Annotated in this window: 25 protein-coding genes; 12 read left to right on the forward strand and 13 right to left on the reverse strand. The window is 64.4% G+C overall.

The annotated features are described in order from the left end of the window. The first annotated feature begins 1 nt into the window (after position 1). The 7 genes from J2X57_RS09980 to J2X57_RS10010 are packed head-to-tail and all read left to right on the forward strand — an operon-like array spanning position 2 to position 3,464. Positions 2-535: a hypothetical protein gene (locus tag J2X57_RS09980; RefSeq protein WP_309866539.1), complete on the forward strand. Its 534-nt coding sequence runs from the start codon at positions 2-4 to the stop codon at positions 533-535. Then, on the forward strand, positions 535-843 hold the full coding sequence (locus J2X57_RS09985) for a hypothetical protein (protein ID WP_036129190.1): 309 nt from the start codon (positions 535-537) through the stop codon (positions 841-843). The genes J2X57_RS09980 and J2X57_RS09985 overlap by 1 nt, the downstream gene beginning before the upstream one ends. Next, the gene (locus tag J2X57_RS09990; protein WP_309866544.1) at positions 836-1,378 is read left to right on the forward strand and encodes a hypothetical protein; all 543 of its coding nucleotides are present in this window, start codon (positions 836-838) and stop codon (positions 1,376-1,378) included. The genes J2X57_RS09985 and J2X57_RS09990 overlap by 8 nt, the downstream gene beginning before the upstream one ends. After that, entirely contained in the window at positions 1,371-2,291 is a 921-nt protein-coding gene (locus tag J2X57_RS09995) for a phosphoadenosine phosphosulfate reductase family protein (protein ID WP_309866547.1), read from the forward strand. The genes J2X57_RS09990 and J2X57_RS09995 overlap by 8 nt, the downstream gene beginning before the upstream one ends. Further along, positions 2,288-2,572 carry a hypothetical protein gene (locus J2X57_RS10000; protein WP_309866550.1) on the forward strand — a complete coding sequence of 95 codons (285 nt, stop codon included), beginning with the start codon at positions 2,288-2,290 and terminating at the stop codon, positions 2,570-2,572. The genes J2X57_RS09995 and J2X57_RS10000 overlap by 4 nt, the downstream gene beginning before the upstream one ends. Continuing rightward, positions 2,569-3,210, forward strand: coding sequence for a J domain-containing protein (locus tag J2X57_RS10005; RefSeq protein ID WP_309866553.1), 642 nt, complete (start codon positions 2,569-2,571; stop codon positions 3,208-3,210). The genes J2X57_RS10000 and J2X57_RS10005 overlap by 4 nt, the downstream gene beginning before the upstream one ends. Beyond that, positions 3,207-3,464, forward strand: a complete 258-nt coding sequence (locus tag J2X57_RS10010) for a pyocin activator PrtN family protein (protein ID WP_309866555.1) — start codon at positions 3,207-3,209, stop codon at positions 3,462-3,464. Before J2X57_RS10005 ends, J2X57_RS10010 begins: the two co-directional genes overlap by 4 nt. Positions 3,465-3,734: 270 nt before the next feature. Here the strand turns inward: J2X57_RS10010 and J2X57_RS10015 are convergent, their stop codons facing one another. After that, positions 3,735-4,616: an NmrA family NAD(P)-binding protein gene (locus tag J2X57_RS10015; RefSeq protein WP_309866558.1), complete on the reverse strand. Its 882-nt coding sequence runs from the start codon at positions 4,614-4,616 to the stop codon at positions 3,735-3,737. A gap of 118 nt (positions 4,617-4,734) precedes the next feature. Between J2X57_RS10015 and J2X57_RS10020 the strand changes: the two genes are divergently transcribed. Next, positions 4,735-5,142 carry a helix-turn-helix domain-containing protein gene (locus tag J2X57_RS10020; RefSeq protein ID WP_309866561.1) on the forward strand — a complete coding sequence of 136 codons (408 nt, stop codon included), beginning with the start codon at positions 4,735-4,737 and terminating at the stop codon, positions 5,140-5,142. Positions 5,143-5,168: 26 nt separating this feature from the next. Here the strand turns inward: J2X57_RS10020 and J2X57_RS10025 are convergent, their stop codons facing one another. Next, positions 5,169-5,465 carry a hypothetical protein gene (locus J2X57_RS10025; RefSeq protein WP_309866563.1) on the reverse strand — a complete coding sequence of 99 codons (297 nt, stop codon included), beginning with the start codon at positions 5,463-5,465 and terminating at the stop codon, positions 5,169-5,171. Between the two features lie 29 nt (positions 5,466-5,494). Beyond that, positions 5,495-5,875, reverse strand: coding sequence for a hypothetical protein (locus J2X57_RS10030; RefSeq protein WP_051943962.1), 381 nt, complete (start codon positions 5,873-5,875; stop codon positions 5,495-5,497). A gap of 189 nt (positions 5,876-6,064) precedes the next feature. Here J2X57_RS10030 and J2X57_RS10035 point away from each other — a divergent pair, with 189 nt between their 5' ends. Beyond that, complete coding sequence (locus tag J2X57_RS10035) at positions 6,065-7,021, forward strand: beta-propeller fold lactonase family protein (protein ID WP_309866567.1); 957 nt, start codon at positions 6,065-6,067, stop codon at positions 7,019-7,021. 41 nt (positions 7,022-7,062) lie between these two features. Here J2X57_RS10035 and J2X57_RS10040 read toward each other — a convergent pair whose 3' ends face one another. The 5 genes from J2X57_RS10040 to J2X57_RS10060 all read right to left on the reverse strand — a co-directional run bounded on the left by J2X57_RS10040 (position 7,063) and on the right by J2X57_RS10060 (position 9,705). Beyond that, positions 7,063-7,449: a VOC family protein gene (locus J2X57_RS10040; RefSeq protein WP_036115916.1), complete on the reverse strand. Its 387-nt coding sequence runs from the start codon at positions 7,447-7,449 to the stop codon at positions 7,063-7,065. Beyond that, complete coding sequence (locus J2X57_RS10045) at positions 7,446-7,703, reverse strand: hypothetical protein (protein WP_308852016.1); 258 nt, start codon at positions 7,701-7,703, stop codon at positions 7,446-7,448. The genes J2X57_RS10040 and J2X57_RS10045 overlap by 4 nt, the downstream gene beginning before the upstream one ends. A 114-nt stretch (positions 7,704-7,817) precedes the next feature. Beyond that, positions 7,818-8,153: a J domain-containing protein gene (locus J2X57_RS10050; RefSeq protein ID WP_052191118.1), complete on the reverse strand. Its 336-nt coding sequence runs from the start codon at positions 8,151-8,153 to the stop codon at positions 7,818-7,820. Further along, positions 8,150-8,863: a hypothetical protein gene (locus tag J2X57_RS10055; RefSeq protein WP_309866572.1), complete on the reverse strand. Its 714-nt coding sequence runs from the start codon at positions 8,861-8,863 to the stop codon at positions 8,150-8,152. The genes J2X57_RS10050 and J2X57_RS10055 overlap by 4 nt, the downstream gene beginning before the upstream one ends. A 5-nt stretch (positions 8,864-8,868) precedes the next feature. Next, positions 8,869-9,705 (reverse strand): DUF2167 domain-containing protein, encoded by an 837-nt coding sequence (locus J2X57_RS10060; RefSeq protein WP_309866575.1) that lies wholly within the window; start codon positions 9,703-9,705, stop codon positions 8,869-8,871. 367 nt (positions 9,706-10,072) lie between these two features. Here J2X57_RS10060 and J2X57_RS10065 point away from each other — a divergent pair, with 367 nt between their 5' ends. Together J2X57_RS10065 and J2X57_RS10070 are read left to right on the forward strand one after the other, a co-directional pair. Beyond that, entirely contained in the window at positions 10,073-10,897 is an 825-nt protein-coding gene (locus J2X57_RS10065; RefSeq protein WP_036115920.1) for a hypothetical protein, read from the forward strand. Positions 10,898-10,970: 73 nt separating this feature from the next. Further along, positions 10,971-11,489: a hypothetical protein gene (locus J2X57_RS10070; protein WP_036115922.1), complete on the forward strand. Its 519-nt coding sequence runs from the start codon at positions 10,971-10,973 to the stop codon at positions 11,487-11,489. Here the strand turns inward: J2X57_RS10070 and J2X57_RS10075 are convergent, their stop codons facing one another. From J2X57_RS10075 to xth, 5 genes are all read right to left on the reverse strand, one after another. Next, entirely contained in the window at positions 11,490-12,323 is an 834-nt protein-coding gene (locus tag J2X57_RS10075; protein WP_309866579.1) for a methyltransferase domain-containing protein, read from the reverse strand. It abuts the gene before it with no gap. Further along, positions 12,320-15,367 (reverse strand): two-component regulator propeller domain-containing protein, encoded by a 3,048-nt coding sequence (locus J2X57_RS10080; protein WP_309866582.1) that lies wholly within the window; start codon positions 15,365-15,367, stop codon positions 12,320-12,322. Before J2X57_RS10080 ends, J2X57_RS10075 begins: the two co-directional genes overlap by 4 nt. Positions 15,368-15,448: 81 nt before the next feature. After that, positions 15,449-16,306, reverse strand: coding sequence for an alpha/beta hydrolase (locus J2X57_RS10085; RefSeq protein ID WP_309866585.1), 858 nt, complete (start codon positions 16,304-16,306; stop codon positions 15,449-15,451). Next, positions 16,303-18,465 carry an ATP-binding protein gene (locus tag J2X57_RS10090; protein ID WP_052191114.1) on the reverse strand — a complete coding sequence of 721 codons (2,163 nt, stop codon included), beginning with the start codon at positions 18,463-18,465 and terminating at the stop codon, positions 16,303-16,305. The genes J2X57_RS10085 and J2X57_RS10090 overlap by 4 nt, the downstream gene beginning before the upstream one ends. Positions 18,466-18,575: 110 nt before the next feature. After that, a complete protein-coding gene (xth, locus tag J2X57_RS10095; protein ID WP_309866593.1) occupies positions 18,576-19,481 on the reverse strand; it encodes an exodeoxyribonuclease III in 906 nt (301 codons plus the stop codon). A 493-nt stretch (positions 19,482-19,974) separates the two neighbouring features. Between xth and J2X57_RS10100 the strand changes: the two genes are divergently transcribed. After that, positions 19,975-23,001 (forward strand): TonB-dependent receptor, encoded by a 3,027-nt coding sequence (locus J2X57_RS10100; protein ID WP_036115926.1) that lies wholly within the window; start codon positions 19,975-19,977, stop codon positions 22,999-23,001. The last annotated feature ends 51 nt before the right edge of the window (positions 23,002-23,052 follow it).

The following is a 23,052-nucleotide window of genomic DNA, read 5'->3' on the forward strand; positions in this document are numbered from 1 at the left end:
CATGGGCAACGTCCAAGAGCGCAACAACGCCGCCCGCGGTCCTGCACGCAGCGCGGAGGTTCGGACGCGACACAAGGGCCAGGCTCATCCCGCCGCGCATCCTCAGGCGCTGCTGACGCCCGGGCAGACCGAAGGCGTGATCCTGCGCATGGCCGGCGTGCTGAGCGCCGACATGGCCGGGCACCCCCAGGTGCGGGCCAAGCACCTGGCGTACGTCACCGGGGCACTGCATCTGGCCGTCGCACTGGGCGCGCTGACCGATGCGCGCGCCGTCGCCGTACGACAGGCTGCCGTGGACCTGTTCGATGGGGCGCCGCGGTCGGGGAGCGTTCGCGCCGGCGCGGCTGATCCGGCGTTCGCCGCGCTGGTGGCCACGGTCCGCCGAAATGGCGGGGCGAGCATGAACGAGCCGCTGCCCTTGGCCGACCTGCCGCCGTCCAAGGCCGCTCACATGATCGCGCGGCTCATCGCCTCGGGCGTGGTCGACGGCGGCGATGTAACGGGTTTTCACCGCGCGACGAAGGGGGATTGCTGATGCGCCAGGTTCAGATCACCCACCCAGCCGGCCGCTTCGCCGTCTGCCGCCAGGGCGGCCACGCGCCGCGCCACATCGAGCACCACGGCCGCACGCTGCGCGAAACCATGCAGGCGGATGTGCCGGCGATCCGGCATTCCCTGGAATGCCAGTGCGGCCGATCCACGGGCCTGCACGCGACCCTGACCCAGGCCGAGGCCGATTGGGGCGTGTTGTACGGCCAGATCCCCATGGTGCTGCCGGCACCGATCCCCTTCCCGCCCACTGCCCGCCGCCGCGCGGCGCACAAGGAGAAAGCCCGTGGCTAACGACATGACCATGCACTACTACCGTGCCAGCACGCCAGCGACGCAGGCGGCCTGGAAGACGTATAGCGAGCAGTGCGATGCCATCGTGGCGGCCTCGCGGGCATTCGCCGCGCTCTTCCCGGGTGCGAAGGCGGTCTATTCAGGCGGTACCAGTGGGCGCTCGTTCTTCGGTCTCTCGTTCGATCCACTAATGCCGTTCGATATCTGGACGAAGCCGATGAGAAACGAGGGTCGTACCCAATCGCCGCGCGCGCGCCTGGTCGCTAAGGGCGTAAGCGATCGCACGGAGCGCATGGCTGAGCTTCGGCGCATCCAGGAGATATACAAGGCAAACCGGCCGACGGCTCGGGCCAGCCTGGACCCAGTGCTGGAATCGCTCGGCACCGATTGGGGCATCCTCCTGCTGTACGGCTATCGCCTCATCGAGAGCAACGGCGCCCTCTACATCGCCACGGCATTGACCCTTGGCGCGCCGTGCGAGGAAATCACCGGCAGCGAGTTCGACGCGGCATTCAAGGCGGTGCGCCATGGCTGACATTCAGCATGTCGTCAACGTGTCCGGCGGAAAGGACAGCACGGCCGTATACCTTCGGGCGATCGAGTCGGGGCGCCCCTTTCGTGCCGTCATGGCCGACACCGGCAACGAGCACGAGGCCACGCACGAATACGTGGCCAGGCTCCATGAGCGCACTGGCGGACCGCAGGTTGAAGTGGTGCGGGCTGACTTCTCGCGGCAGCTGGCCACGCACCGGGCGTACATCCTTCGCGTATGGCCAACTCAGGGTATTCCCCAGCACGTAGTTGACGAGGCGGCAAGGTTGAACGAGCCAACAGGAAACCCTTTCCTTGACCTCTGCGTTAGCAAAGGACGATTCCCATCCCGTAAGGGGCAGTTTTGCACTGACGATCTAAAGACGACGCCGATCATCGATCAGGTGGTGTTGCCTATGCTTGCGCAGGGCCCCGTTCTTCAGTGGCTCGGCATCCGGGCCGAAGAGAGTGCAAAACGCGCCGAACAGCCGCTGTGGAATCATCACGAAGCTGGATCCACGCTCTGGCGTCCGATTTTCAGCTGGACGGTCGAGGATGTGTGGGCCATACACCGTCGCCATGCACTCCGGCCTAACCCGTTGTACGCCATGGGCGCGGGCCGTGTCGGTTGCTGGCCATGTGTGAACTGCCGCAAAGATGAGCTGCGCCTCATCGCCGATGTGACGCCGGAACATATCGAACGCCTCGAGCGTTGGGAGGCTGTTGTAGCGGCAGCGAACAAGCACCGCATGGCAACGTTCTTCGCACCCATCAATGGCGACATCTTGCCGATCCGCAACGTCATCGAGTGGGCGCGCACGGGCCGCGGCGGCCGCCAGTTCGACATCTTCATGCAACAGCAGGCCGGTGGCGGCTGCACGTCCGACCTCGGCCTTTGCGAAAGGAGCGCAGCATGAAAATCGCCTTTGCCAGCGAAACCGATTTCGAGGCCTGCAAGGGTGCGGAGACATGGTGCCGCCAGCGTGGCATTTCCGTGGGCCAGATGCAGGGACCGTCGCCCCGCGGCCTTCTCTTCGGTGATTACCTCATATCCAAATGGCGCGGTATGAACGCGGTGGAGCGCAAACAGCTGCATGGAACCATGCAGGGCGACATGCGCCATGGCCCGATTACCATCACCATCAAGCCCGCGTACGAGCACATGCTGTCCGCGGCCACCACGGAGGCGACACCATGACCATCCCGGCCCACCCGCTCGCATGGCCAACTGGTTGGAAGCGAACGAGCGGCGGAAGTCGAGCCACGTCCAGTTTTGGGACGAAGCGCACCGGTGCAAAGCGACGGTTGACGATCGCCGAGGCTGTTGCGCGGGTGCGTCACGTACTCGCGCTGATGGGCGCCGGCGACGATGACCTGGTTATCAGCACCAACCTTCGGCTACGCGTCGACGGTTTTCCTCGGTCAGACCAGGCAGAGCCAGCCGATCCGGGTGTTGCGGTTTACTGGCGTCCCAGACGCAATTCCGACGAGACGATGCGCTGCATGGCCATCGACCTATACGACCGCGTAGCTGACAACCTCGCGGCCGTGGCAGCGACGCTGGACGCCATGCGCGCGATCGAACGTCACGGCGGTGCGGCGATCCTCGATCGCGCCTTCACCGGCTTCGTCGCGCTGCCGAGACCGACATCGCCATCATGGCCAGCCGTTCTCGGCGTGGCCGCAGGAGCGCCTGATCACGAAGTACGTGCTGCCTACCGGCGACTGCGCGCCGAGCACCATCCCGACCGCGGTGGCGACCGTGATTCATTCGAAGGCGTGCAGGCCGCGTGGTTGGCGTACTGCCACGATACCGGTCAGGGAGAGGGCACATGAAGACGCTGTTCGCTCTCATGGCCGAATACGAGACGGTCAACATTCCGCTCGAGCGCGTGTGTCACATCTTCGGCCTAGGTGCCGACGAGGCAGCGAAGCGCGCTAATCGACATAAGCTGCCCGTGCCGGCCTATCGAGCGGGCACACAGAAAGCGCCGTGGATCGTGGATGCGAACCACCTAGCTGAGTACTTGGACGGCCTCAAAGCCAAAGCGGCAGACGACTGGAAGCGAGTACAGGGAAGACCAAATTAGCGAGGCAGTGTCACGATAGTGCAACAGAAAGTTAGGGCGCACGGCTTTTAGCCTTGCGCCCCAACGGTTCTGAGGGAGCATGCCGCCTATCCATCATGGGAGCGACGGTGAGGCGGAAGGCTGAGGGATCAATGCGTTGCATACGGCCATTTTAGCAATCGCAGGTGGAGTGCGCTTGCCCGCCAATGTCACATGACGGGCAAACGCCTTCGTGCTTCGGCCGATGCTCCCCGTCGGAGTCATCCGATGATCCTTGCGCTGGCACGCCGCTTAGCTCAGCAGCGCCGCACTTTCTTCGATAAATGCTGCGAGAGACTTGCCCGGTCGACCGATCAGAAACTCCAGATCGCCCGTAACCGTAGCCAGACTGCCCGACCGCGCGGCCGCTTCGACTGACACGAGCAGTTTGACGATCGCTTGCGGCACGTTGGCGGCGGCAAGGCGCTGCGCGAGCTGCTCGTCGGTCAGGTTGACGACTTCCAGCGGGCGCCCGGTGGCATCGCGGACCAACGATGCGATCGCATCCACGGAAAGTGCCTCCGATCCCGTCAGCGTGTAGGTCTTACTGCCGGCAGGTGGATTGGCAAGGGCGGCCGCGATGGCCTCGGCCATCTCATCGCGCGCGGCATAGGCCGTTTTCGCCCCTTCGGACGCCGTATACCAGTGCCCGCTCTGCAAAGCGGAAGGAAGTCCCATGAGCAAGTTTTCGTGATACCAGCCGTTCCGGAAAACCAGCGACGGCAATCCCGTTTCGGCGATAGCCTGCTCGGTCAGGGCGTGATCGGGTGCGAAGCTCAGCGGAGATGCCGTCGGATTCGGCAGCGAGGTGTAGGCGATGCGCTGAACACCCGCGACGACAGCTGCCTCTACCGCGTTGCGGTGCTGTCGGAGCCGGCGCCCGTCGGCCGTCAATTCATCGGTCGAAATAATCAGGACTGTATCGGCACCCTTGAAGGTCGAGACAAGCCCCTGCGCATCGTCAAAGTCTGCGCGCTGGACAGCAACGCCACTTTCCGTCAGATGCTGCAGCTTCTCCGGGTTGCGACTTCCCGCCACGATGCGTTCAGCTGCCACGCCGCGTGCCAGCAAATGCTTGATCACCGCGCCGCCCAGGTGCCCGGACGCACCGGTGATGAAGATGGTTTCGGACATGTCCCGCTATTCCTTTCGAGTGATACTCTCTTTTTGAGAGCATCTCTAAGATCAAGGTAGCAGCCGCTTCCGTAAAGGAGGCAGTTTCGCGGCACATAGGCACAAAAAGGTAACCACCATGTCGACGACAGGCACGCTCACCGAACGACTCACTCACGAGCGACTGAAGAACGACGGGAACATCCATAACTGCCCGGTCAGGGATGTCCTGGACGCCGTCAACGGACGGTGGAGCACACTTCTGCTTGTAGCGCTTGCCGAGCGGCCCTACCGGTTCGGCGAGTTACGCCGCTTGGTACCCGACATCTCTCAGCGCATGCTCACGCAGACGCTCCAAGAGCTTCAGCGCGAGGGCTACGTCCATCGTGAGGTGTTCCCCACACGGCCGCCTGCGGTGGAGTACAGCATGACCGACTTGGGAAGGTCGATATTCGAGCCCATCAGCCAGCTGATCGAGTGGGCCGACAAGAATCATGGGGCGGTACGTGACGCGCGACGTTCATTCGACGGCGAGCATGCGGCGTGATTTGCAACGGTTTGATACCCCGCGCTTTAGCGGCGGCCGGTGGGTCCGGTTAGCGGCGGATCGAGCGCCCAGGCCAGCCCCAACAGTCCGATCTCAGCCGGCACCATCCACAGCAGGATATGGCTAACGGGCGCATCGACCCCGTGATCCATCGCGTTGAAGGGATTGATATAACCCACGGGAAGCACGAAAGCAGCCAGTAAACAAAGGGCAGCAGCAAACCGTCGCGCATACCTGTACATCCCGAACAGGCCGACACGCAGAAGACACAGCGCCGCCGTCAACCATGCAGCTGCCCGGCGGACAAGCTCGATACGAGACATTCGTCCTCCGGGCGGCCGATCAAGCCCTGTTAGTGGATGTAGCCGCTTTCCGCCGGATTCGCTTCGATGCGAATCAGCTTCAGCGAGCCCATCTCACCCATGCCACCGCCGGAGAAGGTCAGCACGCCTTCGCCCTTGTAGTGGAATTCGGTGCGGTAGTTGTCGCTGCCGAAATGGAAAGGAATGAACGCCTTACCCGTCTGGTACGACTTCTGATCGGTCGGCGGTCCGATCAGGTCCATGATCTCTTTCGAGTACATGCCATCGTGGACCTTGGCGAACTTGCTGTCCGGCGCCGGCGTGCCGATGCGTTCGACCGCGTCGTCGGAACGGCCCGCGCTGAGCGAGATGGGGGCGTATACAGCGAGCACGGCGAGCGAAACCATCGCGACGAGTGATTTGAATTTCATGACGAACGACCTCTCCTTGAGTCTTGACAAAGCGACAGACAAAAGGGGAAGACGGCCGTCGGCGACGTGCCTGACCTGTGAGTGGCTCCCCCTTTAGGAAGAACGAAAAAAAGCCCCCTGAGGCCGCTTCGTTCTTCGACGCGATGGTAAGTTGTCGGGGCGGCAAAGGCAAAGATTGGCACGGCAAACGTGCCGTGTAGGATTTCCCCTACAAGCAAACGAGACCTACGTCTCATTCGACGCGTCACCGCCCTGGGACGTACGCTGCGTCTCTCGTACGTCGCCAGTCAATCGTCGGATACGGTTTCCGTGATCGATGCGGCATCCCATACGGTTACCGCCACGATTCCCGTCGGCAAAGCCCCGATCAGCCTCGCCGTCAGCCCGGATGGGTCGACGGTTTACGTCGCCAACGCCAATAGCGACAGCGTAAGCGTCATCGACTCCGCGACCAATACGGTGACCGCGACCATACACGTCGGGAACACGCCGAACGCGCTCGCGGTCAGCCCCAACGGCGCGGAGCTGTATGTTGCCAACGCGAATGAAAGCAGCGTGTCGATCGTCGACACGGCCACCCACACCACGGTGGCGACGGTGGCCGTAGGAAGCCTGCCCCTGACGATCGGCGCCAATGCCAGCGGCACGCGTGTCTACACCGGCAACGTGGGTGACCTTACGGTGTCGGTCATCGACACCGCCACTCACACGGTGACGGAGAACATGCCGGTAACGGCAAGTCCGGACTCTCTGGTCGTAGGTCCGCTGGGAGCCAGGGTATACGTCGCCAGCTACAACGAGAGCGTCGTATCCGTCATCGATACATTCAAGAATACGGTGACAGGCGTACTGAAGGCCGGTAAAGGCCCCGATGCCGTGGCAACGAGCCCGATCGGCATTCCGCTGTATGTCGCCAACGCGGATGACAACACCGTATCCGTGATCAATCCCGTTACGAAGACCGTCATCAGCACGATACCCGTCGGCACGTCACCCGCGGCGATCGCTTTCAACCGCCGCACGGGTCGTATCTACACCAGCGACTTCGGTTCCGACACCGTCACGGTGATCGACGCACGGACTAACACGGTCATAGCAACCGTTGGCACGGCCCACCATCCCTCGTTCGTGGCGGTTCAGCCGTAAGCCATCGCGCGACGCACATTGCAGCCATAGAAATCGTCGAATCAGGCCTCGTGGCCGAGAGGATTTCCGATGTTCTGCGCGATCCGCCACAGGACACCGCTGGGATCGGTCAGCGTGAAGTCTCGCATCCGCCATGGGCGATCCGCGGGCGGCTCTGACCGGACGCCGTAGCGACCGACGAGATCCTGCGCCTCCACATGCTGCCACCACGTATCCACATCGGCCACGAGCAAGTGCATCACGAAATTCGTGGCATGTTCCTCGACGTAGAAGCCTTGCAGAAGAAAGCTGCAGTTACCCGCATGGAGATACGCAAGGCCGTCGGATGACGATGCAACGGTGAAACCCAGGTCCCGGTAAAAACGCAGCGATAACTCGAAATCCTTCGCGGGGACGAAGGCCTTGATCTCCACCGTATCCAGCGTCACGACTCAGCCTTGACCGGCTCCGCAGGCCGTTGCGCGGGAACGAAGAAAGCCGAGATACGATCGGCCCAGATCAGCAAGCCGAGTCCCAGAAGAGCGTCCACCACCGTGTGGTTGATCGAACCCAGTTCCGAGACGGCGCCCGCGTAGAGCCCCTTATGCACGTTGTAGGCCGTCAGCAGATAGCTGATGGCCGTCAAAATGCTGCTTGCACCCAGGTAGCGAAGAACCAGCGCGAACCATTGCCGTGGCGTCATAACCTAACCCCTTCCTTATCAGTCATCCGATGTCTGTCGGCGGAAGATAGCCTAAGGAGGCATCGGGCGCCACGCAACCAGGCGCTCGACTCAACCCCGGCTCGCGGTGCCTCTTCAGTCCGGTCGCAGCGAGCAACCCAGGTAATACGCCGCGTTCAGTTCTTTGGCGCGCTTCTGTGCGATCTCCCGGATCTCATCACCGTGTTGGGTGAACTTGTCCGGGTGGTACTGGATGATCAGGGCCTGGTAGGCCGCATTGATCTCCGCGCGCGTGGCCTCGGGCGACACGCCGAGCACGTCGTACCACGGGCGGCGGGTATCGAGCTGCAGCGGCGGCTTCGTATCCGGCGCATTCGGCGTATCACCTTTGGGCGTCGCCATCATCGCGGAGACGAATTTGTAGCCGATCGCCAGGCAGATCCCGACGACGACGATCTCCATCACGTTCATGCCAGAGCGCCTTCGATCTGTTGTAGGTAAGTCTGAAGCTGTTGCTGTCGATCGCTGCCCGCCTCTTCGATGTCGAGCTGGCGTTGCAGTCGCGTGCGGATGGCATCGCCGAGACGCCTCCGCTCATCGGCGTCCAGCAGCGCATGGGCGACGGCAAAAAGGTCGAACCGCTCGGCGGCACGCGCGCCCTGTTTACGAACGAGGTTGAGTGCGTACGGTGCGCAGAGCAGCGCGTCGGACGCCATACCCGAGAACGTCTTCCCGGCGAGGCCGGTGATCCTGCGCATGCGCCAGACACGCCACACCGCCGCGCCGATCGCCGCGTACAGGGCGAACATCCAGCCGAGCAGGCCATAGACGTTGCCCGCAAGTACCGCGGGCATCGCGGCGAACAGCAGCGCGACGACAAGCAAGGGAAGCGCGGTGGCGGTCACACCGGCTCGCCACGCTCGCAGTCCGTGCAGCGGCGCCGGATTGCCAGGCTCCTTCTGCGACGACCAGCGCAGACGGAGCAACGCACGGGTCGGTGCGAAAAGGGGCGGCACGTAAACATGCCGCCCCGCCAGTTCGAACTCCGTGCCGACGGAAAACGACCAGCGTCCGTCGCGGCGTTCGAAGAACACCACTTCGTTGTGATAGAGCAGCAGCGTGGCGTCGTAGACGTACATGCCCACGACGCCCAGCAAAAGCCACTCCGTGTTCGGCAACATCGCGATCAGGAGCTCTTGCGCGTGAACAGACGCTTGATCGCTCCGCCCACCGCCGCGAAGCCGATGAGGATGAACTTCCACGCCGCCGCCAGGAACGTACCGATGATGGCGAAGAAACCTTTCTTCGCGGCGACGGCGGCGACACCGCCGGTAATCAGTGCGGCAAGACCGTATTCGGCGACGCGGTCGCCCGTGTGGAAATCGCTGTACGACTGACCCGGCGCGAATGCGAAGCCACCCAGCGTGCCCTTGAAGTCGGTCACCGCCTGGTTGAGGACCTGGGGGTCGGACACCAGCACGACGTTCATGACGCCGCTGCGCCCGAGGATGCGCGCGTTGTAGTTCACCACGTCGCTGTGCGATTTATCGCTGCGCGCGAGGAACGACCAGGTCAGCGACTTGAACTGGGTGTCGTACTGCGGCTTGTTCTGCCAGCCCACGAGGGTGAGCGTTTCCCAGCCTCGTGAACGACGCTCCTTGTTGCTTTCCTCGGTGCCCTGCTTCACGGACGCCAGAATGTCGTCGGGATCGAGTTTCTCGTCATCCTTGACGTAGCCGACATCGTCGTAGTCGAAGAACGCGGTCCACTTCATATCCGTCGGCGCAAGCGTGTACGTGTCCGCCTCGTCCGGTGGATTTTCCATCAGTTCGTTCAGGCGCCTGGTACCCGCGGGATCGAGGAAGGCATAGCCGTCGGGTACATCGAGCGTGGCCTGCGCGCCGAGCTGCACCTTGGTCGGGCCGACTTTCCACGGCAGGTCGGACAATTCGTCGGCGCTGGCGAGCGCGGTGACGAGGGACAGCGCGAGCGCGACTGCCAACTTCCTTGCAAATCCAGTCATGCGGGCTCTCCAGCGAGCTCAGAATGCCGAGGTAAAAGATAGAGGCGGACCACGAGAAGCTCCTTCCGGTGAGCAGGCGCAAGCGCGACGAAACTCGCGCCCCCGGCGCGAATTCATGATTCCAGTGAAAGTCGTGCGAGCCCCCGGCACGACGTGCGAGAGTTTGCGACCAGGGCAACGGGAGCGTCAAGGCGATGTTCCGGAACCGGCCTTTTGCCGGATTCCGACCGTCCTCCGGCCTGTGCAGCCGGACGCTCCAGCAAAGTCAACCGGATCAACGGCTTTGCGCATGTGAACGACGGGACGAGCAGCGAGGCCCCGCACCCACTAGAATGCGCCCCCTCGCCTTCACCGCCCTGCCCTCCCCATGCATATCGTCGTCAACGAAGAACTCAAGGCTTACATCGACCCGCTGTCGGCGGACGAATACGAGGCACTGGAGCGCAGCTTGCTCGCCGAGGGTTGCCGCGATGCGCTGGTGCTCTGGGGCGACACGCTGGTGGACGGGCACAACCGCTACGGCATCTGCCGTAAGCACGATATTCCTTTCAACACCGTGCAGAACGAGCGCTTTCAGTCGATCGACGACGTGCACCTGTGGATGATCGAGCAGCATCTGGGCCGGCGCAGCGTGTCCGATTTTCAGCGCGGCGTGCTGGCTCTGCGCAAGCGCGAAATCCTCGCCGAGCGACGCGCACGCATCGAGGCGAACGGCGGTGAAGAGAGGTCCGAGGTGCCCTTCGACACCGAAGGCGCTCAGCCAGCGGCCGCGAAGCCCGCCCGCGTCAACCCGAACGAGAGCCGCAAGGAAATCGCCCGCGAGGCAAGGATCAGCAGCAATCAGGTCGGCATGATCGAGAAGATCCGCAAGGAGGCCGCGCCGGAGGTGGTCGCGGCGGTCAAGTCGGGCACGCTGTCGATCAGCGCCGCCGCGGCGGTCGCCACCTTGCCCGAAGAAGAACAACGCGCGGCCGCGACCGGCGGCGATGCCGAGCTGAAGCAGGCCGCCAAACGGGTGCGCGAGTCGAAGCGCAAGCCGCGCGAGAAACCGAGTGACGACGTGCTGGCCTTGCGCGAACAGATCGCCGACCTGGAAGCGGAAAACCGGAACCTGCGCCGCGAAATCGAGACATTGCGGGTCCGTCTGGGCGAGAGCGTACCCGAGGACGCCGATGAGGCCATGGCGGAGTAAGGTAGCTGCAAGGGGTCGGGAACTAGCATGGCCCCTCAGCGATCCAAGGCGTAGTCCCCGGAGTTTGCCCCGCATGAAACCGATCGTCGTCCTCGCCACCCTGTTCCTCGCCGCCTCGACCGCGATGGCGCAGGACGCTACGAAGCCGCTGAACCTGCGTTTGCCCGCCGACTACACGCCGGCTCCCGCCAGCAGCGCCCCCGCGCCTGCCCCGGCCGCCGACGCCAGGGTCTCCGCCGATCCCAAGGCCCCCACGGTGGCGCCCAAAAACGGCGGCGAGAACATCGCGGTCACGAAGTCCCGCCCGCTGGATCCTCCCGGTACCTACTACGGCGACACCACTGGCCGTATGGACGGTGTGGAAGCCGACGATGGCACGCCGCGCTGCGACGACGCCACCTACAACAAGCCCCAGGTGCATGGCAGCGTCACCACCGGCGTCGTCAGCGCCAGCCATGGCGGCAGCGGCAACTACCAGGCCGGGGCGGTCAACCTCAGCCAGGCCTTCGGCAGCTGTGAGCATCCCACCGGCGGCGTCAGCATCTCCGTCGGTGCCGGCCAGGGCCACTTCGGCGGCGGCCGCATCCGCTGATCAGACCGAGCGGAACAGCACGATCCGCTCCGCTGCCTCAGGGTCCGGGTCGTTACTGACCAGCCAGGGCTGCCGCGCGAATGTACGCGTACACGGGCCCAGAGCCACCACACGCACGGCACGCCGGGCCGCCTCGGCTTCGATCCTGGCGACGACGTCGCGCAGGACGGTGCCGATGAACGGTGTGAACAGATAGAAGACGTCGACGCCGGAAAAATCCGCCTCGCGTGCATCGCCTTCGACGAACCGCACTCCCGTCAGCCCAAGTGACGTCGCCGCACGCGTCGCGACATCGACATAGCCCCCGTCGCGCTCGATGCCGATGCATCGCGCGCCCGTCAGGATGTGTACCAGCAAGGGGACGTGACCCAGTCCCGAGCCAAGATCCAGTACGACGTCGCCTGCCGTGATTCCGCCTCTGGCCAGGCCGTCGACGATATGCCGGGCGGGTGTGGGCTGGTAGAAGACCATCTCGGGCGGCAGCGGCCTGGCATCCGGAAGCGGCTCGTCCAGGGCCAGCACGCCGGCCAGGAGCGCGTCGAGCGGATCGTAATGCTGACCCGAGGGGATTCCGACGTCGAGCCAGGGCGCGAGCGCCTGCCTGCCTTCACCCGCGCGGATTCGTTCGCGCAGCGCGTCGTACAACTGACGATCCACGGCATCGAGCGCGTCGAGGAGACGCACCACCCGACGAGTCAGCGTCGCATCGCGCAGACCGACCTGCCCGAGGTCGAGCCGGTCCGCCGCATCGGCTCTTACGAGGAAGGCATCGGGCCGGTGCCAGTCCGTGCGTTTATCGAGTTCATCGAGGTAGGCCACCAGTCGCTCGTTCAATAATGTCTCTCCGGAAAACGGCGCCACCATCGACGCAGCCAGCTCATGCGCGACGGAAAGGCCCGATCCATCGGCACGCGCACGGCTACTTCGGTACCTCCCTGGAGACAGGCCGCAATGGTGGCGATGCCACCCATCGCATGCGCGCGCTCGCGTATCCCGCGCAGCCCCCAGTGACCCGCACGACCGTCGCGGGAAACGGCATCCTCGATACCGCGTCCGTCGTCGCGCACGTAAAAGAGCAGCATACCGTCATCTTCCTCGAGGACGACGTCGATGCGACTGGCCCCGGCATGCGTCACCGCGTTGTGCACGGCTTCGCGTGCGATGCCGTGCAGTTCGTCGCGCGCCAGCGGATCCAGATCGAGCACGTCGAGCCGCACACTGACGATGACCGGCACCGTGTGATCGGACGCGTACAAGCGCGCCATCGCTTCCAGAACGTCATTCAGCGGCATGTCGTCCGTGCCGTGCGCACGCAGGTCGCGGACGCGGTCACGCGCTTCGACAAGCGCTTCCTCCGCCCGGTCGAGCGCGCCTTCCATCGCTGTGCGTACCGGATCGTCCGGCGCGACACGATTGGCGATCGCCTGGAAGCGCATGGTCAGACCGTGAATGCTCTGCAGCAGCGTGTCGTGTAGTTCCCGTGCGATGCGTTCGCGCTCCGCATGGCGCTCGTCCAGGCGCCCCCGCACGAGCGCCGCGACGCGCCGGCCCCTGAGCAGCAGTGCGATCCAGATGGCGAGGAGCAAGGCGGCGGTACAGACCAGCGCGAACCACAGCGTCTGATAGAACGCCGGCGACACCGTGACCGCGATCGAGGTGCCCTGCTCGTTCCAGACACCGTCCTCGTTGGACGCGGTCACTCGAAACACGTAATGGCCTGGCGGCGGATCGGTGTACACGGCTTCGCGATCCGTACCCGCTTCACGCCAGCGCGTATCCAGACCATCCATCCGGTAGCGGAAGCGCACGCGCTCGGGCATCGACAGGCTGGTCGCGGTATAGGCGATGCGCAGACGCTCGGTGTTCGCCGGAAGCGTGACGCTGGACGAGGCCGGCCAGGTTCCCGCATCCGTGGAAATTTCCCGGACCATCACCGGCGGCGCGACCGGGTTGCGCCGTATGGCCGACGGATCGATCGACACGACGCCGCTGGTCGTCGCGAACCACAACCGTCCATCGTCGGCCACCACCGCGGTGGGCAAGGGACGAAACTGCGCCGGCGTACCTGGCAATCCATCGAGCGAATCGAACAGCATGACCGGCGGACGGTAGCCCGGCTCGTCGAGGGCCTGGCGCATGTCGGCCGAGGCGATCCGCGCGACGCCTTGCGCGGCGTTCATCCAGAAATCCCCGCGACGGTCGCGCACCAGTCCGGACACGCCGCGCAGCGGCTCGCCAGCCGTCGGAATGCTGCGGACGCTGCCGCCGCGAATGGCGGCGATACCCAGCTCGCCGCCCACCCATACGGTGTCGTCGTCGTCCAGCAGCGCGGTGACGTTGCCCACCTGCAGACCATCGGCCGCGCCGATCACCTTGTCCCGGCCCCCGTCGCGGACGATGAGCACGTTGCGCGCGAAACCCATCCACAGCCGCTGCCGGGCGTCACGGAGCAACACCAGCGGCGAGGGGTCGTTGGACACGCTGGGCAGTGTGTCGTGAATCCAGCCCTCGCCCGTGTAGTGGTAGATGCCGGGGCGATTGATCGACAACCAGGCGCCGCCGTGGCCGTCGCCGACGATGGCCTGGACGCCCGTGTAATCGTCCGCGGGGAGCGATGCGAACGGCCGCGGGACGCCATCCACCATATGCCACAGACCGCGCGGTCCACCGAGCCAGGTCGCGTCGCCGTCGCGGGCCGCCGCGGTGATCGCTTCCGGGAAGGCCGTGCCGGTTATGTTGGTCGCGTCGACATGCGTCAGCGGACGGTTCTTCGTGCCTACCCACACGCCATGCCCGGGCGCTGGGACCAGCGCGAAGTCGGTGGCGCCGGGTGACAGCGGCGCGGGAAGCAGGCGTCCACGGCGGAAGCGGTCGAGGCCGCGGCTCCCGCCCATCCAGATGTTGCCCTCGCGATCCTGGATCACCGCGCTGAAATAATCGGAGCTGAGACCGTTACGTTCAACGAAACGCTCGGCCGCCGCGCTGTCCGCTTCGATCGTCTGGCTGGCGAGCCAGTCGATGTGCGGAACGCGACGGATACCTTCGCCGAGCGTCGGCACCCAGAGCGCGCCGTCGCGATCGAACAGGAGGCCCGCCGACGACATGTGCAGCTTCGGTCCTGACAGCGCCGGGTCGCGTCCGTCGTTCCATGCCGGCCGTACGCCATCGTCGGCCTCGGCGACCCAGATGCTGCCGTCGGGGGCCTCGGCGATGCGGTTGATCCGGCCGACCGATCGCGTGGCGACCTCGAAACGCTGAGCACCCGGTGCCAGCCACGCCAGCGCCTGCTCCGTCGCGACCCAGAGGCGACCCGCGCGATCGACCGCGAGGTTACGCGCGCGCACCCCGGGCAGCCCCATGGCGGGACCGATCACCCGCCACCGATTGCCCGCGAGCGTAACCAGCCCGTTGAAGGTCGCCGCCCAGACCCGCCCATCGGGCGTGCTGGCCATCGCGTAGATCGTCGCGGTCGGCAGGCCGGAGCCCGCGGCGTAGTGCGTGGCACGGTCGTGATCGATGAAGCTGGCCACCCCGTAACGGAAGCCCACCCACAAGCCGCCTGACGGGGGTGCGTACAAAGAGGCCACACTGGACGCAAGGAAGTCACCGCCTTCGCGGGGGCGGTAGCGTTCGAAGCGCACGCCATCGAACCGGTACAGCCCCGTCTGCGTGCCCAGCCACAGGTAGCCGTCGGCCGTCTGCGCCAGCGCCGTGACCTGTCCGGGCGCACCTTCGCGCACCGTCCAGGCGGTGTGATAGAACTGCTCGATACGACGGTCGCGGCTGTCCCTCGCGACGGCGTCCGAGGTGGGCCACCACCCAACCATGACGCCGAGCAACAGCGATATGCACGCGGCGAGCGCGCGTCCGGAAACCACCCCTGATCACCCCCCTCCGACCCGGTGGCAACGATACCTCTTAAGAGGTACCCGCGTCGCCCGGGCCGGAGGTGAGACGTCTTAGCTGGCGAATCCCAGCTCGCCGACAAAAGCGACGGCGTCGGCCAGCACCCGGGCCGCCGCGGGGGAACGCTGCGGGGAAGCAAGCACGTGCGCCGCGTGATCGTAGGCGATCAGGCGGCGGCCTGGCTCGGGCGAGCCCAGCCAGTCGAACGCCTCGCGCATGGCGGCGACCGACGTCAGCGTGTCATGGTCATCGGCACCGCCGTCCCACACACCGAACAGGACCGGGCAGACGACATCGCGCAGGTGCCCGGGCTGCATCGTGCCGAGGAAGAGTTCGGCGACGGCGCGGTATCCGTCGGAGTGAATCACGGACGACCAGTACCGCCGTTGAAACGGCGTGCGCTCACCCGGCACGTCCACCGCCCCGCGCAGGAGCACCGCGGCGTTGAGTTGTACGGGATCGTAAACGCGGATGCCGGGAGACCAGGCCACCACGCCCGCGATCTGAGACGCGTGTCGCGCAGCGAGGTCGAGCGCCAGCGACGCGCCCATGGAGGTGCCGACGAGCAACACCCGCTCACCGAGTTCCAGACCGATGCGCAGGGCCTCGTCGGCGTCCGCGCGCCAGCGCTCCGCCGAAGCGCCGGCCATCGCGGAGGGCTGGTCGCTGCCGTGGTCACTGAGTCGGTTGAGGAACAGATGGGCGCCACACGCCTCGGCGATGGCCCGGTGCGCGGGATCCCCCTCCGCCTGACTGGCGGTGAATCCGTGCAGATAAACCACCGCGAGCGGCAGCCGGCTACGGGGTTTCTGCGGGTGAAACACGATGCGTGCCTCGTTGTCCGGCTTGAGGCCGGGCGTCGAGCGCTCGCGCCCGGCGACGTCCTCGGCCAGTGCCTCCAGATCGTTCACGCGCTGGCGGCCGCCTCGGCGTAACGCCGTTGCACGTCGACGAAACGGTGTACCGACCGGGAGAGCGTGTCCAGCTCTTCGGTGACGCGCTGTACATCCGCACCGGCATCGATCAGCAAGGCAATGTCGCCGCAGACGTGGTCGGCTCCTGGTACCCCCAGATTGCCCAGGACGTTGCGCAATGCATGGATGGCCTCGGAGGCGGCTGCGATATCGTGCGAATGGATCGCCGAGCGAAGGGAAACGCAATGGTCGTCCGCCGTACGCGAGCACAGGTCGACGAAGGCCTTGAAGTCTTCCCGCGTACTGAGCGCGCGCATTTCGTCCAGCGGCGAACTCTCCTGCCGGCCGGTGGGCAGGCCAATGGCGGGATGCCAGTGGCGCGCCGCGTCGTCGAGACGACGCTCGTCGGCGATGGACTCGATCACGTCGAGCAGCCGCTGCGCCGCGATCGGCTTGGTAAGGTACGCGCGTGCACCGGCCTTGAATGCGATCCGTACGGCGTCGTGACTGGAGTCCGCGCTCAGCATGACGATAGGCGGCACCGCCTCGGTACGACGCGCCACTTCGATCCGTCCCAGCACATCCCAGCCGGAGCTGCCCGGCATGTGCAGGTCCATGAAGATCAGATCGAACGTCTCGGTCGACAGACGCGCCAGCGCCTCGTCACCGCTGGCACTGAAGGTCGGCACATGCCCCGCACGCTCGAGGATACGACCGACGATCTCGCGGTTGGCCGCGTTATCGTCCACCACCAGGCAGTGCTGCGGGGCGACGCGACCGCGATGCTCGTCGAGCAGGTCGACCAGCGGCGTCTCCGCCACGCTTCGCGAACCGGCGGCCGCGCGGCGCAAGGGAAAACGCCAGACAAAGATGGTGCCGCCCATCGGATTGTCCATCACCTCGAGCGAGCCACTCATCTGCTCGGACACGTTCCGAACGATGTAGAGACCCAGGCCGACGCCTTCCTGGCGCCGGCTCTCGCCACCGCTGAGCTGATGAAAGGGATCGAACACGCGCTGCTTGTCGGCGTCAGCGATGCCGATACCGGTGTCGCTCACCGTACAGGCGATGGTCGGATCATGGCCGCCGACGCTTTCGCGCAACTCGATGCGCACGTCCACCGAGCCGCCGGGCGGCGTGAATTTCACCGCGTTGGAAGCCAGGTTCGACAGCACCTGCTCGATACGGCCCGGGTCGCCGCTGAAGACGCCTTCCACCGATGCGTCGCGGGAGACGCTGAAGGTGACACGCTTCTCGGCCGCGTAAGGACGGCACACCGCGCCCACCGTACTCAGGACTTCGTCGAACGCGAACGTCTGGTGGCGCAGGTTGAAACTGCCGCCGGCAAACGACGCTACATCAAGGACGGCGTTGACCCGGTGGAGCAAAGCATTGGCATTGGTCGCCAGCAGCGCGACCAGGCCGCGCTGGTCTTCCGACATCACCGAGGTGTCGATCAGAGACGCCGCATGAATGACCGTACTCAGAGGCGTACGCATCTCGTGACTCATCATCGAGATGAACCGGTGCTGTGCTTCACGCGACGCGATCGCCTCGGCGGACACTTCGCGCAAGGCATACATCATCCGGTAAAGCATCACCGGCAACACGATGACCAGAGCCAGTGCGTATAAGGCGTAGGCGGGACGACCCAGCCAGTAGCCATCGGGCGCCACGACCGCGAGGATCGCGACCGAGGCCACTACGCTGGCGGCGAACGCGCGGCGGCTGTACCTCACCCCGACGGCCACGGACAGGAACGGAAGGACGGCCGTCACCGTGATCACCAGCATGAACGCGGCCTTGAGCAGCACGGCCACGATGACGAAATTGGTGACGTTGCCGATGGCGTCGATCACCGGCGTCTCGCGCGGCGCACCTGCACGGACGAACAGCATCCAGAAGGTGCTGAGGACGAACATCAGGACGGCGACCGGCACGACGTGATGCGATTCGGTGGCCATGGGCACCGGGCCATGCAGCCACGCGGCACTCCAGACGACGACGAACCCGAGGATCACCGCACGCATCAGCGAGACGTGGTACTCGCTGAAGCTGGCCACGATGCGGTCGATGCGCGGATTGCGCAGACGCTTCGCGACCTCGCTGAGCATCACTGGCTCGGCGCGTTTACCGCTACCGCCATCGATCTTCATGCCAGCCTGAACCCGCGACTTCCCCCGATAACCTCCTAGTCTATGATCTTGCGCGCCGCTGGCAAGTGCGGGTAGCGCATTCATATTGGTAAATTCGTTTACGTCGGAACTTACGCAGTCCGCCCGGATTTCCTGAGGACGGTCTTTTTTGCGGCGGTCTTTTTCGTGGCCGTCTTTTTCGCGGCCGTCTTTGTTGCCGCCGTCTTTTTCGTCGCCGTCTTTTTCGTCGCCGCTGCCCGGGCCGGCTTGCCCATCTCGACCCACACCGGCGCGTGATCGCTGGCCTTGGGCAGATCGCGTACCCATCGGTCGACATCGGACTTCTTTAGCCGGGTCGCCAGATCCGGCGACAACAGCAGGTGGTCGATCCGCAGCCCCCGGTTGCGTGGCCAGTGCTGCCGGAAGTAGTCCCAGAAGGTGTAGATGGTTTCGTCCGGATGCATCTGGCGCAGGGCGTCGGTCCAGCCCTGGGCCAGCAGACGCTCGTAAGCATGACGGCTTTCGGGCTGGAGCAAGGCGTCACGTCGCCAGTTTTTGGGGTCGTAGATGTCGCCGTCCGTCGGCACGACGTTGTAGTCGCCGGCCAGTACCACCGGATGACCGGAATCCAGCAATTGCCCGGCATGCTGGATAAAACGCTCGAACCAGGCCAGCTTGTAATCGAACTTCGGACCTGGCCACGGATTGCCGTTGGGCAGATAAAGGCAACCGACGAGAACGCCATGGGCCGCCGCTTCGAGGTAGCGGCTCTGGAGGTCCTTTCTGTCGCCCGGCAGGCCGCGGCGGCTCTCCACGGGATCGGCACCCTTCGCGAGGATGGCCACGCCATTCCAGGAGGCCTGCCCGGCCCAGAGGGCACCGTAGCCTGCGTCATGGATCTCCGCGACGGGAAACGCCTTGTCCACCGCCTTGAGTTCCTGCAGGCAGACGATGTCCGGCGCCTCGCGCCCGAGCCACTCCAGCAAGTGCGGAAGCCGGGAGCGGATGCCGTTGACGTTGAAAGTGGCGATCTTCATGACGCAGGACTTTTCCCGACCCGGGGTGGACAGCCGGTGACGGCGGCACGTTGATGCACCTCTGGCCTGCCCGACCTTTGGCACGCCTTTTGCCACGATCCAAATGTAGACGGTGCGTGAAGGTTTGAGAACTCTGAAAATCCGCGTTTCGAAAAAATTTACACCCCTTGCGGATATGCCATTGGGCACCTTTGCGGCAAGACGTCGCGCCGGCATAAAAGCCCCCAAATACCCATAGTTACACTTAATTTTGCTGCGGCGCAGCAAGACGTTTAGACGGCTGGACGGCCATCCGCCCGGGCGGTGCGTGCTCTGGACAACCCGAATCGCCTCATGTACACCTTGCGTTAAGTCCATTTGGATCGAGGCAAATGGGCGTGTCGCGACGGAGCGCGGGGAGGGGTCTTTCGGCTCCGTGCAAAGCGACAGGCGGGGGCCTGTCGTTACGGCCCCGTGTTGCCGTCAATTAATGGCATCACTTTCCGGGGAAGGCATGAAGAACCATTTTCTCACTCGCAGGAGCGCACTCGCACTGGCGGTCTGTACCTGCCTGGGTGGCGTTTCGAGCGTTTACGCACAGTCGACGACGGGTAGCATCAACGGCAGCGTGCCCGCAGGCGCCAATGAGACCGTCGTGGTCGAGAGCGGCACCGGCTTCCGTCGCGAAGTTCCGGTGGACGCACGCGGCCGTTATGCCGTTAACCAGATTCCGCTCGGCACGTATACCGTGACCCTCATGCGCGATGGCGCAGCGGTCGATACACGCAAGGACGTGAGCCTGCGCGTGGGTGCGAGCACCGATATCTCGTTCAATGCAGCGAGCGCCGCACCTGCGTCCGATGCGACATCACTCAGCGGCGTCACGGTCACCGGCACAGCCCTTCCGAATATCGACGTCACGTCGGTCGATTCACGTACCGTGATCACATCCGAGCAGCTTGCCAAGCTGCCGTTGGGTCGCAGTGCGGAAGCGATCGCCCGCCTTGCACCTGGCGTGGTCAACAACGGCGGCGGATTCGCGAGCGACACCGGCCGCTCGGTCGCCAGTTTCGGCGGCGCCGCGGCCAATGAAAACGCTTACTACGTCAACGGCTTCAATACGACCGATCCACTCAACGCGGTGGGCGGCTTGCAGTTGCCCTATGGCGCCATCGACCAGCAGGAAGTCTATACCGGCGGCTACAGCGCACAGTACGGGCGTTCCGACGGCGGCGTCATCAGCCAGGTCGGTAAGCGCGGCACGAACGAATGGCACTTTGGTGCTCAGGTCCTTTGGGAGCCCGCCTTTGCTCGCGCAAGCGCTGACGACCTGCACTATGCGCGCGTCCCCGCTACCGCACCCGCGGGCAATCTTTACCAGCCAAAGAGCCAGAATGACCAGTGGACGACCACGGTCAGCGCTTATGCAGGCGGCCCGCTGATCAAGGACAAGCTGTTCTTCTTCGTCGCGGGTGAGTTTGAAAAATCCGGCCGCCGTAACGTGAACGCCGTGGGCAATAACACCCCGGCATCGACCAACGACTATAGATCACCGCGGTGGTACAGCAAGCTCGACTGGAACATCACCGATAGCAACATCCTCGAACTGACCGGCGCGTCCGACAAGCGCGAAGGTTCGGGTACGCGATACAACTACGACTACGCCAATCTTAACCGGACCAGCAAGATCGGTCCCGTCGATAACACGAAGACCGGCGGCGACCTGTATGTCGCCAAGTACACGAGCTACATCACGGACAACCTGACCCTCAGTGCCATGTACGGCCAGATGCGCTCGAAGAACTACGACCAGCCGGGCGACTATGACCCGACGTTGGCCCGGGTCGATAGCTCACAATTCCAGAATCCCGCACTGAACGGCGGCACCGCCATTCGCAATAATCAGGTCGATGACATCAGTCAGCCGGGCCGTAGCAATAAGGCGACGAACTTCCGTTTCGATGTCACCTATACGCTCGGTGACCACACGATTGCTGTCGGCATCGATAACGTCAAGTCGCGGGCAGACGACTTCGGCACGGCTAGCCCGGGTCCTGGATACGCCTGGAACTACGGCCAGCAGGCGGACCCCACGCAGCCGATTTCCGATGCTCCGGGCATCAACTTCGTACCGGGTACGGCCGGTTATGCCAACGGGGCGGGCGGCTACTACGTCAGCCGCAACGTCGTAAACAACCTGGTCAATGTGCGCTCGGATCAGCGGGCTCAATACATCGAGGATAAGTGGCAGGTCACGGACACCGTGCTGCTGTCGCTGGGCGTCCGCAATGACCAGTTTACCGACTACAACCAGTTCGGCCAGGCATTCATCACGCAAACGAAGCCGCAGTGGGCGCCTCGACTCGGCGCATCATGGGACGTTAATGGAGATGGCAGCTTCAAGGTCTTCGGCAACGCCGGGCGTTACTACCTTGGCCTTCCTCTGAATCCGGCCACTGGCGCCGCCGCAGGCTATACGGCGACACAGCAGTACTACACCTACAGCGGAATCGATGCGACCGGTGCGCCGACGGGCCTGACTCAGATCAGCCAGCCAGTCTCGGCAAACAATTCGTACGGCATCCCACCCGATCCCCGTACGGTTGCGGGCAAGGGCCTGAAGGCTGAGAACCAGGATGAGTACATCCTCGGCTTTGACAAAACCTTCGGCGACCATTGGGTTTACGGTGCCAAGCTGACCAAGCGCGTGCTCAACTCCGCGATCGACGACTTCTGCGATGTCGGCCTCGTTACGGATAAGGCGGCGGCTCTCGGCTATGACATCGCATCGACGAACAGCTGCTACCTGATCAACGGTGGTCATTCCAACACCTTCACACTGATCGATACCGGCGGGAACGCCGTCAAGGTGCCGCTCAGCCGCGAAGAAATGGGCTTCCCCGCGTTGAAGCGTCGCTATTACAGCCTCGAACTGTTCACCGAACACAACTTCGACGGTGTCTGGTACGGCAAGTTCGACTACGTGTTCTCACGCAGCTACGGCAATACCGAGGGTCAGGCTCGTACCGACACTCGCCAGGATGGTGCGGCCGGCAGCGTCGACTGGGATAACCGCTATGTCATGGAGAACGCCAACGGCCCGCAGGGCAATGACCATACCCACGTCTTCAAGGCGTATGGCTACTGGCAGTTCGCACCGGAATGGCAGCTGTCGGGCAACGTCCAGGCGATTTCCGGCGCACCGGAAGTTTGCACGGGCTACTACGGGGCGGGGCACACCGATCCGGTGTCCTACGGCAGCTCCTATCGCTATTGCAACGGGGAACCGTCTCCCCCGGGTAGCCATGGCCGCTTGCCCTGGACGTTCCAGCTCGACCTCGGCGTGACCTACCGTCCGTCGTGGGGCGACCAGAAGCTCGCGTTCTCTGCGAACGTGTTCAATGTCCTAAACCAGCAGCGGGCGACGTTCCGTTATCCGGCAAGCGAAGGCCCGGCCAACACGCTCAATACGATCTACCGCGTACCGCTCTACACGCAGGATCCGCGTTACGGCCGTCTCGCCGTCACTTACGACTTCTAAGAAAGCGTAAACCCAGATCCCTGTGCAACTCTTGCGCCCCTTCCCGGACAC

Origin of the sequence: Luteibacter sp. 1214, assembly GCF_031455395.1 — a bacterium.
Lineage (GTDB): Bacteria > Pseudomonadota > Gammaproteobacteria > Xanthomonadales > Rhodanobacteraceae > Luteibacter > Luteibacter mycovicinus.

What these genes read in the sequence shown, in the direction of transcription:
- J2X57_RS10045 (WP_308852016.1), bottom strand. Translation starts at nt 7,703, where the DNA reads ATGACGCCACGGCAATGGTTCGCGCTGGTTCTTCGCTACCTGGGTGCA.
- J2X57_RS09980 (WP_309866539.1), top strand. Translation starts at nt 2, where the DNA reads ATGGGCAACGTCCAAGAGCGCAACAACGCCGCCCGCGGTCCTGCACGC.
- J2X57_RS10050 (WP_052191118.1), bottom strand. Translation starts at nt 8,153, where the DNA reads ATGAACGTGATGGAGATCGTCGTCGTCGGGATCTGCCTGGCGATCGGC.
- J2X57_RS10055 (WP_309866572.1), bottom strand. Translation starts at nt 8,863, where the DNA reads ATGTTGCCGAACACGGAGTGGCTTTTGCTGGGCGTCGTGGGCATGTAC.
- J2X57_RS10000 (WP_309866550.1), top strand. Translation starts at nt 2,288, where the DNA reads ATGAAAATCGCCTTTGCCAGCGAAACCGATTTCGAGGCCTGCAAGGGT.
- J2X57_RS10070 (WP_036115922.1), top strand. Translation starts at nt 10,971, where the DNA reads ATGAAACCGATCGTCGTCCTCGCCACCCTGTTCCTCGCCGCCTCGACC.
- J2X57_RS10025 (WP_309866563.1), bottom strand. Translation starts at nt 5,465, where the DNA reads ATGTCTCGTATCGAGCTTGTCCGCCGGGCAGCTGCATGGTTGACGGCG.
- J2X57_RS10100 (WP_036115926.1), top strand. Translation starts at nt 19,975, where the DNA reads ATGAAGAACCATTTTCTCACTCGCAGGAGCGCACTCGCACTGGCGGTC.
- J2X57_RS10065 (WP_036115920.1), top strand. Translation starts at nt 10,073, where the DNA reads ATGCATATCGTCGTCAACGAAGAACTCAAGGCTTACATCGACCCGCTG.
- J2X57_RS10010 (WP_309866555.1), top strand. Translation starts at nt 3,207, where the DNA reads ATGAAGACGCTGTTCGCTCTCATGGCCGAATACGAGACGGTCAACATT.
- J2X57_RS10090 (WP_052191114.1), bottom strand. Translation starts at nt 18,465, where the DNA reads ATGAAGATCGATGGCGGTAGCGGTAAACGCGCCGAGCCAGTGATGCTC.
- J2X57_RS10030 (WP_051943962.1), bottom strand. Translation starts at nt 5,875, where the DNA reads ATGAAATTCAAATCACTCGTCGCGATGGTTTCGCTCGCCGTGCTCGCT.
- xth (WP_309866593.1), bottom strand. Translation starts at nt 19,481, where the DNA reads ATGAAGATCGCCACTTTCAACGTCAACGGCATCCGCTCCCGGCTTCCG.
- J2X57_RS10060 (WP_309866575.1), bottom strand. Translation starts at nt 9,705, where the DNA reads ATGACTGGATTTGCAAGGAAGTTGGCAGTCGCGCTCGCGCTGTCCCTC.
- J2X57_RS09985 (WP_036129190.1), top strand. Translation starts at nt 535, where the DNA reads ATGCGCCAGGTTCAGATCACCCACCCAGCCGGCCGCTTCGCCGTCTGC.
- J2X57_RS10005 (WP_309866553.1), top strand. Translation starts at nt 2,569, where the DNA reads ATGACCATCCCGGCCCACCCGCTCGCATGGCCAACTGGTTGGAAGCGA.
- J2X57_RS09995 (WP_309866547.1), top strand. Translation starts at nt 1,371, where the DNA reads ATGGCTGACATTCAGCATGTCGTCAACGTGTCCGGCGGAAAGGACAGC.
- J2X57_RS10015 (WP_309866558.1), bottom strand. Translation starts at nt 4,616, where the DNA reads ATGTCCGAAACCATCTTCATCACCGGTGCGTCCGGGCACCTGGGCGGC.
- J2X57_RS10020 (WP_309866561.1), top strand. Translation starts at nt 4,735, where the DNA reads ATGTCGACGACAGGCACGCTCACCGAACGACTCACTCACGAGCGACTG.